10 protein-coding genes and 2 pseudogenes are annotated in these 14,184 nt (G+C 71.6%); 7 read left to right on the top strand and 5 right to left on the bottom strand.

Features of this window, described 5'->3' with window-relative positions; genetic code table 11:
- Positions 1-21: 21 nt before the first annotated feature.
- The 4 genes from IF54_RS40410 to IF54_RS0101915 all read right to left on the bottom strand — a co-directional run bounded on the left by IF54_RS40410 (position 22) and on the right by IF54_RS0101915 (position 5,999).
- The gene (locus tag IF54_RS40410) at positions 22-3,093 is read right to left on the bottom strand and encodes a beta-N-acetylglucosaminidase domain-containing protein (RefSeq protein ID WP_030313729.1); all 3,072 of its coding nucleotides are present in this window, start codon (positions 3,091-3,093) and stop codon (positions 22-24) included.
- Between the two features lie 47 nt (positions 3,094-3,140).
- Positions 3,141-4,181, bottom strand: a complete 1,041-nt coding sequence (locus IF54_RS0101925) for a lysylphosphatidylglycerol synthase transmembrane domain-containing protein (RefSeq protein ID WP_030313728.1) — start codon at positions 4,179-4,181, stop codon at positions 3,141-3,143.
- A 228-nt stretch (positions 4,182-4,409) separates the two neighbouring features.
- The gene (locus IF54_RS0101920; protein ID WP_030313727.1) at positions 4,410-4,877 is read right to left on the bottom strand and encodes a hypothetical protein; all 468 of its coding nucleotides are present in this window, start codon (positions 4,875-4,877) and stop codon (positions 4,410-4,412) included.
- 132 nt (positions 4,878-5,009) lie between these two features.
- Positions 5,010-5,999, bottom strand: coding sequence for a hypothetical protein (locus tag IF54_RS0101915; protein ID WP_030313726.1), 990 nt, complete (start codon positions 5,997-5,999; stop codon positions 5,010-5,012).
- 371 nt (positions 6,000-6,370) lie between these two features.
- Here IF54_RS0101915 and IF54_RS0101910 point away from each other — a divergent pair, with 371 nt between their 5' ends.
- Complete coding sequence (locus tag IF54_RS0101910) at positions 6,371-9,667, top strand: AfsR/SARP family transcriptional regulator (RefSeq protein ID WP_030313725.1); 3,297 nt, start codon at positions 6,371-6,373, stop codon at positions 9,665-9,667.
- Positions 9,668-9,753: 86 nt separating this feature from the next.
- A pseudogene (locus tag IF54_RS40855) lies at positions 9,754-10,287 on the top strand (hypothetical protein); the annotation flags it as partial.
- Between the two features lie 31 nt (positions 10,288-10,318).
- Here the strand turns inward: IF54_RS40855 and IF54_RS42625 are convergent.
- Complete coding sequence (locus IF54_RS42625) at positions 10,319-10,579, bottom strand: hypothetical protein (RefSeq protein ID WP_159002054.1); 261 nt, start codon at positions 10,577-10,579, stop codon at positions 10,319-10,321.
- Between the two features lie 119 nt (positions 10,580-10,698).
- On the opposite strand from IF54_RS42625, the pseudogene IF54_RS42900 reads away from it, so the two are divergent.
- From IF54_RS42900 to IF54_RS0101885, 5 genes and pseudogenes are all read left to right on the top strand, one after another.
- A pseudogene (locus IF54_RS42900) lies at positions 10,699-10,924 on the top strand (IS5/IS1182 family transposase); the annotation flags it as partial.
- Complete coding sequence (locus IF54_RS0101900) at positions 10,923-11,414, top strand: DUF6086 family protein (RefSeq protein ID WP_234438894.1); 492 nt, start codon at positions 10,923-10,925, stop codon at positions 11,412-11,414. The pseudogene IF54_RS42900 and the gene IF54_RS0101900, both read left to right, overlap by 2 nt.
- 167 nt (positions 11,415-11,581) lie before the next feature.
- Positions 11,582-12,247, top strand: coding sequence for a M15 family metallopeptidase (locus IF54_RS0101895; RefSeq protein ID WP_030313720.1), 666 nt, complete (start codon positions 11,582-11,584; stop codon positions 12,245-12,247).
- Positions 12,248-12,392: 145 nt separating this feature from the next.
- Positions 12,393-12,875: an RNA polymerase sigma factor gene (locus IF54_RS0101890; RefSeq protein WP_234438893.1), complete on the top strand. Its 483-nt coding sequence runs from the start codon at positions 12,393-12,395 to the stop codon at positions 12,873-12,875.
- A 152-nt stretch (positions 12,876-13,027) separates the two neighbouring features.
- Positions 13,028-14,173 (top strand): C40 family peptidase, encoded by a 1,146-nt coding sequence (locus tag IF54_RS0101885; protein WP_030313716.1) that lies wholly within the window; start codon positions 13,028-13,030, stop codon positions 14,171-14,173.
- Positions 14,174-14,184 lie beyond the last annotated feature (11 nt).

The raw sequence follows: 14,184 nt of genomic DNA, 5'->3' as shown, positions 1-14,184 counted from the left end.
CCTGAGTGAGTTGCCCGGCCCTCAGTTCACCGGTACTGGAGTCAGGGCGACCGCCAGTGGATAGGCGCCCGTCGTCAGAGGTGACTTGACGGTGCTGGTCGCCGTGTCCACCGGGACCAGCACGTTGCCGTCCGCCGTCGTGACGTAGGCCGTGGTGCCGTTCCAGTCGAGGGCCACGTCGAAGGCCGACCTGCCCACCTTCACCGGGGTGCCGGAGGCGCCCGTGACCGTGTTCACCGGGGTGATCGTGTCGCCGTTGCTCGGGCTGACCCAGAGGGTGCGGCCGTCCGGGGAGAGACCGAGGCCGTAGGCCTGGCCGGTGACCAGGAAGGTCGGCTCCGTCTCGTTCGTCGCCGTGTCGATCGGGGTCACCGTCGAGCCGCCGGAGTCGGAGACGTACACCGTCCTGCCGTCGGGCGCGGCCACCACGTTGAAGGGGCTCGGGCCCACCGGGATCGCCTTGCCCGCGGTGGCGGCGGTCAGGTCGACCGGGGTGACCGTGTTGTCGTGGAGGTCGGCCACGTACAGGGTCCGGCCGTCGGGGGTGATCGCCATGTTCTCCGGACCGTCTCCCACGGGTATCGGTGTGCCCGTCCGCAGAGTGGCGGTGTCGATCGACTGCACTGTGCCGTCCGTGTAGTTGGCGACCCAGAGGGTGGTGCCGTCCGGCGTGAGCGCGAGGCCCGCCGGGACCTTGCCGACCGCCACCGTGGCCGTGACCGTGCCGCTCGGCACGTCGATCACGCTGACCGTGTTCGAGCCCTGGTTGGCAGCGTAGGCGGTACGGCCGTCCGCGCTCACCACGACCTCGCCGGGGTTGTCGCCGACGGGGATGTTCTTGGTCGTGCCGTCACCCAGGTCGATGGAACTGACCGACGCGCCACTGAAGTCGGCGGTCAGTGCGCGGCTCGTACCGGTGCCGTCGGTGACCTGGACAGGGAGGGCCCGGTCGAGGATGCCGGTGCCCTCGGCGATGACCGAGTGCACGCCCTCCGTCTTCCCGGTGAGGGTGATGGTGACCTTGCTGTCCGGCGTTGTGGCCGTGCCCTGGGAGGGGGTGGCGGTGACGCCCGGCGGCACGTCGAGCTTCCAGCTGACCGTCTTGGTCTGCGCGTCGGAGAAGTCGAGGGTGACCGTCGCCGATGCCCCCGGCTTCAGGGAGACGGAGGCCGGGGAGAAGGTCGCGTCCACTCCGGGGTCGGGGGCGTTCTCCAGCATCGTCGTGTAGAGGAACTGGTCCATCACGCCCGGTGAGACCTGCTGCGGGACGGCGTCCAACTCCTTCCGGTCGGCCTGGAGTTCGGCCCAGTACTTCGACACTGCGGCCGTGTCCCCGGCCCGGTGCGCGAGCAGCAGGTCCACGGCTGTCCCGCCGGCGCCGCCGTATGCGCCGAGCTTGTCGAGCCAGGGCGAGGTCTCGTCGAGGAAGCCGGGGTTGTCGAGGTGGACGCGCAACTGGGCGGGGGTGGCGGCCATGTCGGAGAAGTAGGACTTCAGCCGGGCTGCCGCCCGGTCGACTCCCCTGTTCTGCCGCAACGCCTCGCGGAAGGCGGCGATCAGGTGGGTGAGGGTGGGGGACTCGGTCGCGTCCAGCTGGGAGGAGTAGTTGTTCTCCGCGAAGATCCGCAGCCACTTTGCGGCTTTCGGGCCCGCCAGATCACGGACCGAGGCGAGGAACGCCCTGTGCGGGTCGTAGGAGTTCGGGTTCCACAGGTAGGCGGCCGAGGTGAACAGGGCGATCCGGCTGGCCTCGCCCTGGACCATCGGGTTGGCGGTCACCCCGGTCGCCTGTGCGGCCACGCCCGGCTCGCGGCCGGTGTACGGGCCGAGGAGGAGGCGGCTGGTGACGTAGTCGTTGACCGGGTAGTTGTCCCAGACCAGGATCGGGTGGCCGTAGACCTCGCGGGCCTGCTTCAGCTGGTCGGTGGTGAGGGTGGGCGCGATGACGCCGACGCCGGTCCACTCGACGACGACGGCGGAGTCGAGCTGCTCCCGAAGGGCCTTCTTGTACGGGGTGTCGGCGAGGTCGGAGTACTCGGTGGGGACCATCTCCAGGGGTTCGAGGTCCGGGTGGCTCGCGGAGAACCGCTTCCAGACGGTGTTCAGCAGGTGGGCCTGCGCGGCACCGGCCGCGGCGCCGCCCGTGCCGAACTCCTCTTCGTCCGCGGGGCAGTTCCACTTGGTGTAGCTGATGTCGTCGAGCGGGATCGCGAAGGAGCGGACACCGATGGCGTACAGCGAGTCGAACTTGGCGGTGAGGGCGTTGACATCGGCGTCGGAGGAGTAGCAGACCGAGAGGCCGGGGGACAGGGCGTAGGTGAAGCGGACGTGGTCGGCCGCGGCCCGGTCCACCAGCTCCTTCAGCAGGGCCAGTTGGGCGGCCGGGTACTCGTCCCGCCAGCGGGCGCGCAGATAGTCGTCGTCCTTGGGCGAGTAGACGTAGACGTTCTGCTTGGTACGCCCGTAGAAGTCGAGCTGGGCGAGCCGCTCGGCGTGGGTCCAGGGGGTGCCGTAGAAGCCCTCGATGACTCCGCGGAGTGCGGCGGTGGGCCAGTCGCGGATCGTGAGCTCGGGCAACTCGCGCTTTCCGGAGAGGAGTTGGCGCAGCGTCTGGGCGGCGTAGAAAGTGCCGGTCGAGTCGGTGCCGGAGAGGGCGAGGAGGGCCCGGCCGTGGCTGCGGCCGGAGGCGAGGACGTAGCCCCCGGGGGGGAGGTCCTTCGGGGAGCCGGCGTTGAGCTGCTTCAGGACCCGGTCGGTGGTGCCGTTCTCGCGGGGGCCGCCCAGGTAGACGGTGAGGGCGGCCGGGGGCGGCCGGTCGCCGGTGTGCACGGTGGTGATGCGGCCGGCTCCCGCTGCCTTCAGGGCCCCCTCGGCGACCCGTCGGGCGGAGGGGTCGGTGCCGGGGCCGACGACCTCCACGACCCGCTGGGGGACGGGCAGTTCGCCGTGTCCGACGGTGATCCGCTGAGGAGTCGGCCAGACCTGCGGCACTGGCTGCCCGGGTGCGGCCGAGGCGGGAGCCATGGGGGCGGCCAGACCGAGCGTGAGGAGCAGGGCGGCGGCCGTGCGTCTGAAGTTGATGAATGAATCCACCCTGCGAGGCTATTGATGTTGAATGAAGCATTCAATCGGAGGAACGTTCAAAGTACCTTGCGGTGCACCAGCGCCGACATGCACAGCACCCCTGGCAGCAGCGGCAGCCACACCGTCAGGACCCGGTAGCCGATCAGGGCCGCCGTGCCGACGCTCACCGGGACGCCGTAGACGGCCAGGGTGAAGACCATGGCCGCGTCCACCGGGCCGATGCCGCCGGGCGCGGGCACGGAACCGACCGCGGTGCTCGCGGCCAGGTACGCGAACGCGACCTGCGCCCAGGACAGTGTCACCCCGAGCGAGGCGCCCACCGCGTGGATCACGCTCGCCTGGAGCAGGGGCGCGGCGGCCGCACCGCCCCACAGGGCCAGGACCCGGCTGGGCATGGTGTGCAGCAGGCGGGCGTCGGTCAGTGCGGTGCGCACGAACGTGACCGCCGGCCGGCGCAGCGGACGGACCAGGACGAGGAGCAGCAGGGTGCCACCGAGACCGAGCCCCGCGGCCGCCAGGGGCAGGAACAGCATGCGGCGGTCCGGGACGAGTTCACCGAGCCGCAGCAGTCCGGGGAGGGTGACCAGGAAGCCGACCAGCACCAGCGTCTTGGCGATCGGCCTGACGAGCGAGTACAGGGCGAGCGAGGCGGTGGCCCGGGCCAGCGGGACACCCTGGCCGCGAAGGAAGCGCAGGGTGACCGCGTGGGCGCCGAGGCTCGCCGGCAGGACGTGGTTGGCGGCACCGGCGGCGAACTGCGAGGCCACCAGGAGCCCCGGGGGCAGCCGTTCGGGGAGAGCGCCCTGCCGTACGACGGACGCGGACACCCAGCCGAGGCAGGTCCACAGCAGCGCGACGAGCAGCCACCCGGGGTCGGCGTCGGCCAGCCGCGCGGTGCCGTCGTACAGGGCACGCCAGTCCAGCACCGCCCAGACGCCGATGAGCAGCACGGGCAGCAGGGTCAGCGTCCGGCGGGTGAGGCGGGACAGGGAGCGGCGGTGACCGGCGGGAGTGGGAGCCGGGGCGCTGCTCGGGAGCGGGGCCGGGGCGGGAGCGGGAAGCGGCCCCGGGGGACCTTCGAGCGGAAGCAGGGACACGGCTCACGTCGTCCTTTCGCGTCATGCCCCGTGCGGAGCGCGGGGCATGACGGAGGCAAGGCGATGCAGAGGGGACGAGTGAAACGTTCCCTCTCGGTGTGACGTTCAAATGTCCGGAAGCCGAAGGAGTGCGGGCGGGTGGGCGACACGGGGTGGGGCGGCGGTCACGGAAACGGGCCGCCCCGGCACCCTCGTCGGGGTGCCGGGGCGAGCTGGACGAGCTGATTGTCAGCTGATGAAGGAGCCCGGGGCACAGGCGGTCGAGGCCACCCAGGTGTGCGACTCGATGGCGTCGTTCATGTTCGCGTTGTTGGTGAAGTGGTTCCGGCTGAGGTCGTCCACGTACTTCTCGCCCGGCAGGAGGCAGCCGTACGAGTGGTCGTCGTACTCCCTGAGCCAGTAGAAGGCCACGACGTCCTTGCCGCCGACGAAGCCGCTGTTCATCACGGACGAGGCGCTGTTCGCGTCGCCGCCCTGGAAGGGGCCGAGGTTGTCGGCCCAATTGGGGTCCTTGCCCGCGGTGACGCCGAGGAGGGTGCCGCCGCAGTCGGTGCCGTCCCAGGCGCGGACGTTGCCGTCGCGGCCGTGGGAGTTCCAGTTGGCGTTGCAGCCGGGGCCCGCGTGGGCGGTCGCCGGGACGGCGATGCCGAGGGCCGCGATGCCCAGGGTGGCGAGGGAGACGGTCAGCTTGCGCATGACGGGTTCCTGTTCTGCTCGCGCCTCGTGGGAGGCGTGGTGGGGATGGTGAGGTGACGATCCGCGAGCGTCGTCGCGGGGTCTGTCCGTGACCCGGGGGCCGCGGATGTTCTGGGACCGGCGCGTACCAGGTCAGGCGCGGGCCGGGACGGTGCGTTCGGCGACGGTCAGGGCGTGCCGCTGCATCCGCAGGTGGGCGGTGAGGGCGGGGCCGTACTTGCCGGCGAGTTCGCCGATGTAGTGGGCCTCGCGCCGCTCACCGATGGAGCGCAGGGAGACGGAGCGGGCGCAGGTGGCGTCGGCGACCGCGATCCGGGTCTCGTTCGCGAAGGACCCGGCCTCCTCGGCCGGGGTCTGCTGCGCGCTGTGATCGCGTGTGGACTGGCGTGCCGCGTCGGGGTCGGGGAAGGGGTGGCCCGCCTTGTTCATGCACTGCGACCAGGCCGCCACCGCGCTCTTGAACTCCTTGTCGGCCAGGAGCTTGCCCACGTACAGGGGACGCAGGTTCCTGACTGCTACGTCAGAGCGGAACCACGCCTCCGGATCGCCGTACAGCGTCTTCTCGGCCTGGCCCGCGCAGCCGCCGGACTGCTTGCTGATCGTGCCGCCGGACGGTGTCGGCGCTTTCAGCACCGCAGCGTCCCGGCCGCCGTCCATCGCGATGTCGAAGGCCTTCTGACGGGACCTGGAGAGGGACTTGTGGTAGGCGATGTTGGGGTTGCGCAGGCGGGCTTGGTCCTCCTTCGCCTCGATCCGGCTGCCGTAGCCGTGGCTGCGCGCCCAGTCGACGTCGTCCTGCACATAGCCGACCGGCCGGCTCTCTTCCAGGCTCGGCGGCTTCTCCTCCCGGTAGTCGAAACCGTGCTTGCGCATGCAGACCGTGACGAGGTGCTGCTCGGCGTCGGAGATTCGCAACTCCTGGGCCCAGGTGAGCTTTGCGGTGGCCGAGGCGGCCTCGGCGCGGGCCACCGGCGAGGTGCGGTGGGCCGGGCCGGAGTCCGCCGAGCATCCGGTCAGGACGAGCGAGGACAGCGCGGCGATCGCGCCCACCGTGGTGGTCGCGCGCCGCGTGCCGCGTCCACTGGCTACCACCGTCCGGCGTGGGGCGTCGGCGCGCTTCATCGGCATGCTCCTGGGGTGTGCGGTCGAACCGGGTTGTTCCTACGAGCCGTTGACGCCCTGGGAGGCGCATCCGTATGCCCCTCGAATCGCGGTTTTTTTCTTGACCCGGGGCTCATACGAACGGCCCGGCCCAGCCGTCCCTCGGATGAGCCGGGCCTCTGCCCGTCGTCGAAATCCGGCCAACCGGCGTTCCGAGGGGAAGGCGGCGCGTACAAGGCCTGTTCCTTCGCGCAGGCCCTCTCCGGGGGCCGGGACGGGGTCGGGAACCGTCCGGATCCGGCCAGGAAGCTCCTGCGCGCGCCGTGTGATGTCCGTGCCCGTCGATATCGTCGAACGCGTATCCATGGGGTGGGTGCGGCGATCGGGGGATCATGCTCCAGGTACGACTGCTGGGTCCGGTGGAGGTGTGGCAGGGCGGTCGGCGGGCCCCGCTCGGCGGGGTCAGACCTCTAGCCGTGCTGTCCGCGCTCGTCGTCCACCTCGGCGAGGTCCTCTCCACGGACCGGCTCGTCGACTCCGTCTGGGACGAGCAGGCCCCCGCGACGGCCAGCGCCCTCGTCGCCACCCATGTCTCCGCGGTCCGCCGCGCCCTCGCCCGGGTCGACGCCGCCGAGGTGATCCGGACCCGGCCGCCGGGCTACGTCGCCGACCTCGACCCCGCCCAGGTCGACGCCCGCCGCTTCGAGGAACTCCTCGCCTCCGGCCGGTCCGAGGTTGCCCGGGGTCACCTGGAGGAGGCCGCCGACCTGCTGTCCGAGGCGCTCGGACTCTGGCGCGGCCAGGAGGCCCTGGAGGGGCTCGCACAGTCGTTCGCCCGGATCGAGGCGGCCCGGCTGGCGGAACTGCGGCTCGTCGCCCAGGAGGAGTCCTTCGGCCTGCACCTGGAGCTCGGCCGCGCCGACCGCACCATCGCGCCCCTGCTCGCCCACGTCGCCGCCCATCCCCTGCGGGAGCGGCCGCGCGGCCAGCTGATGACCGCGCTGTTCCGCACCGGCCGGGTCTCCGACGCGCTGCGCACCTACCAGGAGGGCCGCGAGGTCCTGCGGGAGGAGCTGGGCATCGACGCAGGGCCCGAACTGCGCGCCCTGCACAAGGCCGTCCTGACCAACGACCCCGCCCTGCTCGGCGCCGGCGCCCGGCCGCACGAGCCCGCGCGGTCAGGGCCCGGCTCCCGCCCGTCCTCGCCGCAGCGCCCCGGACACCCACCCCACGAGCCCTCACCCGCCGGTGCCGCGCAGCGCCCGCACGACCGAACGCTGTTCGGCACCGACGCCCGGCCGCACATCGCCTCGCGGTCCGGACCCGGCTCCCACCCACCGGTCACGGAGACCGGGCCCAACCGGATGCCCCGGCAGCGGACCACGAGCCGTACCGCGGCGGACGGCACCGGAGCGGGCACGCCGACCCGGCCCGCGCCCTCCCATCTCCCCCCGGACATCGCCGACTTCGTCGGCCGGGCGGACCAGATCGACTGGGCCGTCTCGCTGCTCGGCGGAGTCGACGACCCGGGCCGCACCGCCCCGCCCATCGGGGTGATCTCCGGACGCTCGGGCACCGGCAAGACCGCCCTCGCCGTCCACGTCGGCCACCGCACCGCCGAACTCTTCCCGGACGGCCGCCTGTTCGTGGACCTGAGGGCCGCCGACACCGCGCCCCTGGAGCCCGCCGACGCCCTCGCCCGGCTGCTGCGCGCCATGGGCGCCGAACCGGAGACCCTGCCCAGCTCGGTCGAGGAACTCACCGGCCTGTACCGCACCGTCACCGGACACCGCCGCATCCTGCTGATCCTTGACAACGCTGCCAGGGAGGCACACGTACGTCCCCTGCTGCCGCCGGGACCCGGCTCCGCGGTACTCGTCACCAGCAGGCGCCGACTGGTGGCCCTGGAAGGCGCCGCCCACCTCGACCTGACCGTGCCGGAACAGGACGAAGCCCTCGAACTCCTCCGACGCGTCGCCGGAGGGGACCGCACCGACGCCGAACCCGACCAGGCCGCCGAGATCGTCTCCCTGTGCGGGCGCCTGCCGCTCGCCGTCCGTATCGCCGGGGCCCGGCTCGCCGCCCGGCCGCACTGGGTGCCCGGCCGCCTCGCCGCCCGGCTGCGCGACGAACGGCTCAGGCTCAACGAACTGCGCGCCGGGGACCTGGAGTTGCGCACCAGCCTCGAACTGGGCTACGCCGACCTCGACCCGCAGCAGCGGCGCGCCCTGCGCCGGCTGGCCCTCCTCGACCTGCCCGACTTCGCCGCCTGGATCGCCGCACCCCTGCTGGACATCGGCACCGAGGAGGCCGAGGAGGCCGTCGAGCGGCTGGTGGACTGCCACTTCATCGACGTGATCGGCGTCGACGGCACCGGGCGCAGCCGCTACCGCATCCACGACCTGGCCCGCGAACACGCCCGCGAGCGCTGTCTGTCGGAGGAGAGCGCCGAGGAACGCTCGGCGGCCGTGCTGCGCCTCGTGGAGTGCTGGCTCGGACTGGCCGAGAAGGCCGCGGCCCGCGGACCCGGCGGCGCGGCGCGCTACTTCCCCGAACCGGCCGCCGTACGGCCCGTCGACCCGCTGGACCCGCGCGCCGAGGAGGACCTGCTCGCGCGGCCCGCCGCCTGGTTCGCCGCCGAACAGGCCGGTCTGCTCGCCGCGGTGGACCACTGCGCCGACCACGGCATGGACCGCGCCGCCCGCGACCTCGCCGGGGCGCTGATCGCCAGCTCCGTCGCCCTCTACAACCAGTTCGACGCCTGGTCCCGCTCGCACACCGCGGCGATGGCGGCGGTGCGCCGCAGCGGCGACCGCGAGGGCGAGGCGTGGCTGCACATCGGTCTGGGCCAACTCCGCTACGAACAGGACGAGTTCGAGGAGTCGTACGGCTACTTCCGGGACGCCCTGCGGCTGTTCGAGGCCCTGGGGGACGCGCCGCAGGGGTCGGCCCAGGCCCTGGTCGGCATGGCCACGGCCCGGCGCGAACAGGCCTGCTTCCGCGAGGCGTTGGAGCTGCTCGACGACGCGCTGGAGCGGTACGGGCCGGACGGCGACCGCGGCGCCCGGGCCCAGGTGCTGTACGGCCTCGGCTGTGTCCACCGCGAGCAGGGGCGGGGTCCCGAGGCCCGCGAGGCCCTGTCGCGCGCCCTGGAGCTGTACCGGGCGGAGGGCGACCGGTTCGGTGCGGCGCTGACCGTGCGGTCGCTGGCGCTGTGCCATCGGGCGGAGGACGCGTGGACGGCGGCGGAGGGGCTGCTGCGGGACGCGCTGCGGGGGTTCGAGGAACTCCAGGACACCTTGGGCCTGATGTACACGGAACAGTCGCTGGCCAAGGTGGAGCTGCGGCAGGGGCGGCTCGAGGAGGCGCGGGAACGGCTCGACCGGTGCCTGGAGGTGGCCCGCGACCGGCAGGACCGGTTCGGGGAGGCGCTGGTGCTGCGGACGCTGGGGGAGTGGCATCTGGCGGCGAATGACGCCGGGGGCGCACGGGAGCCGTTGGAGCGGGCGCTGTCGGGGTGGGAGAAGTTGCGGCTGCCGTTGTGGCGGGCGCGGACGATGTGGGATCTGGCGGAGGTGTTCGAGGCCTCGGGGGAGGTGGGGGCGGCGTCGGATGCGCGGGCTGAGGCGATGCGGGTTTTTGGAGAGTTGGGGGCCAGGGAGGCGGAGGAGCGAGGCGCTGGCGCCTGACAACGGCCGGCACAATGAGGTGGATCGCTGCTGCTTGCCGTGTCCAGGGCAGGGGTTGAGCGCTCGCCCCGTGGTGGGGACGTCACGCATCGCGACCGGACTTGTCCCGCTGCTTGGTCGACTCCTCCCACGTCCGGCCTTGAAGAAGGCAGCACACGGGCCCTTCGCCGGTCGACCGCGGGCGCGCCGGCTCGGAGTACCACGTGATCACCGACGGGCATGGCACACCGCTTGCGGTCCTGTTGACCGGCGGCAACCACAACGATGTCACCCACCGCGGCCAGGTCAGCGACCTACGCGCTCTGCCCGCGATCGCCCGGCGCGGCACACGACATGGCACCGGACTGGATACCTGCCGGTTGGTGATCGAGCGCAGCATCGCCTGGCTGCACGGCTTCCGAAGACTGCGTATCCGCTGGGAACGACGGGCTGACATCCACGAAGCGCTCCTCAAGCTCGCCTGCTCCCTGATCACCCACCGACAACTCGGCTCATCGCGTCAGCCGTTGCACGAGGTCGTCTCAGTTGGTGCGGGAGTCGCATTACGCGGTTCGGGCCGTGTGCCAGGCTTTGCCGTCCCAGCCGGCCATCTCCTCCTGCGCTGTGGGCGATGCTTCTGACCGGGCCAGATGGTGAACCGCTGGTGGACTGCTAGTGGCCACTGCAATGGAAGAGGATTTCTTCCTGCAGAACCCCCAGTTGGGCATCGTCGAGCTCTATTTCATTCTTCAATCGTTCGATCTCCTCCTTCAGTTGTTGAGTCTTTATCGGATCAGTCTCCTGAGTGAGCTTGATCTGGAGATCGGAGAGCTTTTTTCTCTTGTCTTTGAGTTCCTTTGCGCTCAGCTCGGCTTCGTGGCGCATCTTGGCGCACATGCCGATGTCAGAGCCAGCGCGAGGTGTCGTTGCCATGTCAGCACCTCTCCCGCATAGCGAGGATGTCAGGTAGCGCTGTTCTTCTACTTCTACCGTCGCACTGCCATGCAGTCCCCGCATCTTGGGGGGAGTTGAGATGAATTTCCCCCGGCAGCAAGCTTCGGTCGATAATCCACTTGCTCACCGACCGGAACGGACTGCCGCTCTCCCTCGGCACCTCGGGCGCGAACGTGCACGACAGCCTCGGTCCGGAACCGCTCGTGCGGGTCATCCCGCCGATCAGGTCGCGGCAAGCTCCACGCCGACAAGGGATACGACTACGACCACCCGCGCCGATGGCTCCGCAAGCGGGGTCCGGCACGCGGCAGCGACCGCAACGGTGATCCGGCTGGATACGCTCACCTTTCATGACCAGCCGAAAGGTGCCGTGTTGAGCCAGTACTTCGATAGAGGCGACGAGACTCTGTGGAACCCCTCCAACGGCGCTTCCCGTCTGTTCCAACGCCAAGTGTCGGTCTTCGAGGCGGAACTGGAGCTCTCATCCGGCATCGGGCCGATGGAGAACGACGAGTGCCAGATCAACCCGGCCATCTTCGAGATCTTCGTCAACGCCCTACTGGCGCAGCACCGAGGAACAAGCCACGCCGTACTGCTTGCGCTCTCCGAGGGGTTCACCGCCACCGTGCTGGTTCTCGCGGAGCGCGCCGGGATCCGGGTGGACTGGGCTCAGTCCGGGGCCGCCGCGGATGGCGCACGCGAAGATGCACAGATTTCCGCAGCCACAGGGATGCCCGCTCTGGCCGAACGGCGTTCCTGGGGTGCGGGACTGCGCGAGAGGGCACGGGAGCTCGGGCAGCACATGCCTCGCTGACCGGAGCAACCAGGTCGGCTGCGGCGCAGTCGTGGCTGGTCGCGCCCACGCGGCGGAGTCGCACATCGATACAGTCCCGCGCCCCTGACGGGGCGCTGCAAGACCCCGCTTCGCTGCTTGCAGGCGTTCTGCAGAGCAATTGCAGAGCGCCCCGGGACTCTGTTCCCGTGACCGACATCATCACGCTCGCCGATCCCCGGGTCGCCGCCGTCCGGCCGGACGAATGCGGTGAGCCGCTCGTCGATCTGCGGGTCGGCGGGCAGTTGCTGCTCGACGACCGGCAGGCCGACGACGACGGCAGCTACGCGCATCTGCGGGCCGGCGCGCTGAAGCGGCTCGTGCGGGCGCAGCGGCTGCTGCCCGCAGGGATCCGGCTGCTGGTGGTCGAGGGGTACCGGCCGCCGGACCTCCAGCGCCGCTACTTCGAGCAGTACGCGGCCACCCTGCGCGAGGACCTCCCGGACGCGGGTCCCGAGCGGATCCGTGAGCTGGCGAGCGCGTACATCTCACCGCCGGAGGTCGCCCCGCACGTCAGCGGCGGCGCGGTGGACCTGACCCTGTGCGACCGCACGGGCCGGGAACTGCCGCTCGGCACCGAGGTCAACGCCACCCCGGAGGAGAGCGGCGGCACCTGCCGCACCCACGCACCCGGCATCAGCGCCGAGGCACGTGCGAACCGGGCCCTGCTCGGCCGCGTGCTCGGCGCGACCGGATTCGTCAACTACCCCACCGAGTGGTGGCACTGGTCGTACGGCGACCGGTACTGGGCGCTGCTGCGCCGGGTGCCGACCGCCCGCTACGGCCCCGCCGACCCGCCCCGCCCTCCGGCCTGACCACCGGAGCGCGACAGCACACGAAGGACACCGCACGGGATCACCGGACCTACGTGATCCCCGCAAGAAGAATCACCGCTAGGGGGAACGAGTGGACCACAGTCACACCAGCTGTCCGCCACCACCGCGTGAGGCCGACCACGGGATGAGCCCGAAGGACTTCGACGCCTCCTTCACGGCCGACATGCCGCGGCTGCGCAGACGGCTGCTCGCGCTGACGGGGAACCCGCACGACGCCGACGACCTGCTCCAGGAGACCTATCTGCGGCTCTCCCGGCGGGCCCGCGCCCAGAGCCTGACACGACAGCAGCACCCGTACGCCTACACCTGCGCCGTCGCCCTCAACCTGCTGCGCGACTCCTGGCAGCACCCCTCCCGGCGCGAGCGCACCACCGACGAACTGCCGGAAGCCGGCTGGGACGGCGGGCTCGCCTCCTACGAGGCCTCCGCCACGGCCCTCGCGCTGCTCGGCATGCTCTCCGAGAAGGAGGCCGCCGCGGTCATCCTCGTCGATCTGGAGGGGCTCACCCACGACACGGCCGGGGAGCGGCTCGGCGCCCACCGCGGCACGGTCCAGCGGAACCGGCTGCGGGGCCTCGCCAAGATGCGCGCCGCGCTCCACAACTGACCCGGGAGGCACACCCCCACGGGGGTGGGGTGCGCCTCCCGGGTCTGACCACGGGCGTCACCGGCGTCCTGACCGGCATCCCGTCGGCGCCACTTCGAGCATTTCGAGCACCTCGACGTCACCTCGACGTCCCTCGACGAAGGAAGAGTTCCTTGAAGACCATCAGCACGCGCCGCCGGACCAGCGGCGCGATCCTGGGCGCCTCGGCCCTGGCCCTCACCGCCTTCTTCTCCGCCCCGGCCCACGCTGCCCAGGCCACCGCGGACGCGAGCTGCGGCGTCCTCGCACCCGGTGCCTCGGCCACCGCGCAGGCCGCCGTCGACGCGGCCTGTTCGCAGATCGGTGTCTGGTACAGCTGGGGCGGCGGTCACGCGGCCACCCCCGGCGCCAGCTACGGCTACTACGACGGCTCAGACCCGGACAGCCTCCACGACGGCGAACGCAAGGGCTTCGACTGCTCGGGCCTGATGCGCTACGCCTACTACCGGGCCACCGGCAAGGACCTGCTCAACGGCACCGCCGACGACCAGTTCCACACCTCGCAGGCAGCCGCCCGGTTCTCCGCCGGGCAGGGCACCGCCCCGCTGCTGCCGGGCGACCTGATGTTCTGGGGCAGCGGGCACATCCACCACGTGGCCATGTACCTGGGCAACGGCCAGATGGTCGAGGCCTACGAGTCCGGCACCCACATCCGGGTCACCTCGGTGCGCACCGGCGGCGACTACGCGGGCGCGGTCCGGATCAACGGCTCCGGCACCCCGATCCCGCCGCCCGCGAACGGTGGCACGGTCTTCGAGACCTGGGGCACCGGCGTGCGCACGCACCGCTCGCCGAGCGTGGGCTCCGACGTGGTCGACACCTTCCCCGGGCCGACGCAGGTGTCCGTGCAGTGCCAGCAGCACGCCGAGACCGTCACCGCCGAGGGCTACACCAACGACGCCTGGGCCAAACTCGCCGACGGCTCCTGGGTCACCAACATCTACATCAAGGGCCCGGCGTGGCTGCCCGGCATCCCGGACTGCGGCGGCAGCAGCACCCCGCCGCCGTCCGGTGGCAGCAAGGCGTTCCAGACCTGGGGCACCGGGGTGCGCACCCACAGCGAGCCCAACGTCAACGCCGGTGTCGTCGACTACTTCGCGCAGCCGACCACCGTCAACGTGGTCTGCCAGGCGCACGCCCAGACCGTCACGGCCGAGGGCTACACCAACGACGCCTGGGCCAAGCTCACCGACGGCTCGTGGATGACCGTCATCTACATCAAGGGTCCGGACTGGCTGCCCGGAGTGGCCACCTGCTGATCCGGTCACCG

The sequence above is a fragment of the Streptomyces sp. NRRL B-3229 genome, from assembly GCF_000719505.1.
Taxonomy (GTDB): domain Bacteria; phylum Actinomycetota; class Actinomycetes; order Streptomycetales; family Streptomycetaceae; genus Streptomyces; species Streptomyces griseorubiginosus.
Note: the sequence above shows the minus strand (reverse complement) of the source record. Positions and strands in the feature narration are given on the sequence as shown.

What these genes read in the sequence shown, in the direction of transcription:
- IF54_RS0101920 (WP_030313727.1), bottom strand. Translation starts at nt 4,877, where the DNA reads ATGCGCAAGCTGACCGTCTCCCTCGCCACCCTGGGCATCGCGGCCCTC.
- IF54_RS0101915 (WP_030313726.1), bottom strand. Translation starts at nt 5,999, where the DNA reads ATGAAGCGCGCCGACGCCCCACGCCGGACGGTGGTAGCCAGTGGACGC.
- IF54_RS0101910 (WP_030313725.1), top strand. Translation starts at nt 6,371, where the DNA reads ATGCTCCAGGTACGACTGCTGGGTCCGGTGGAGGTGTGGCAGGGCGGT.
- IF54_RS42625 (WP_159002054.1), bottom strand. Translation starts at nt 10,579, where the DNA reads ATGGCAACGACACCTCGCGCTGGCTCTGACATCGGCATGTGCGCCAAG.
- IF54_RS0101890 (WP_234438893.1), top strand. Translation starts at nt 12,393, where the DNA reads ATGAGCCCGAAGGACTTCGACGCCTCCTTCACGGCCGACATGCCGCGG.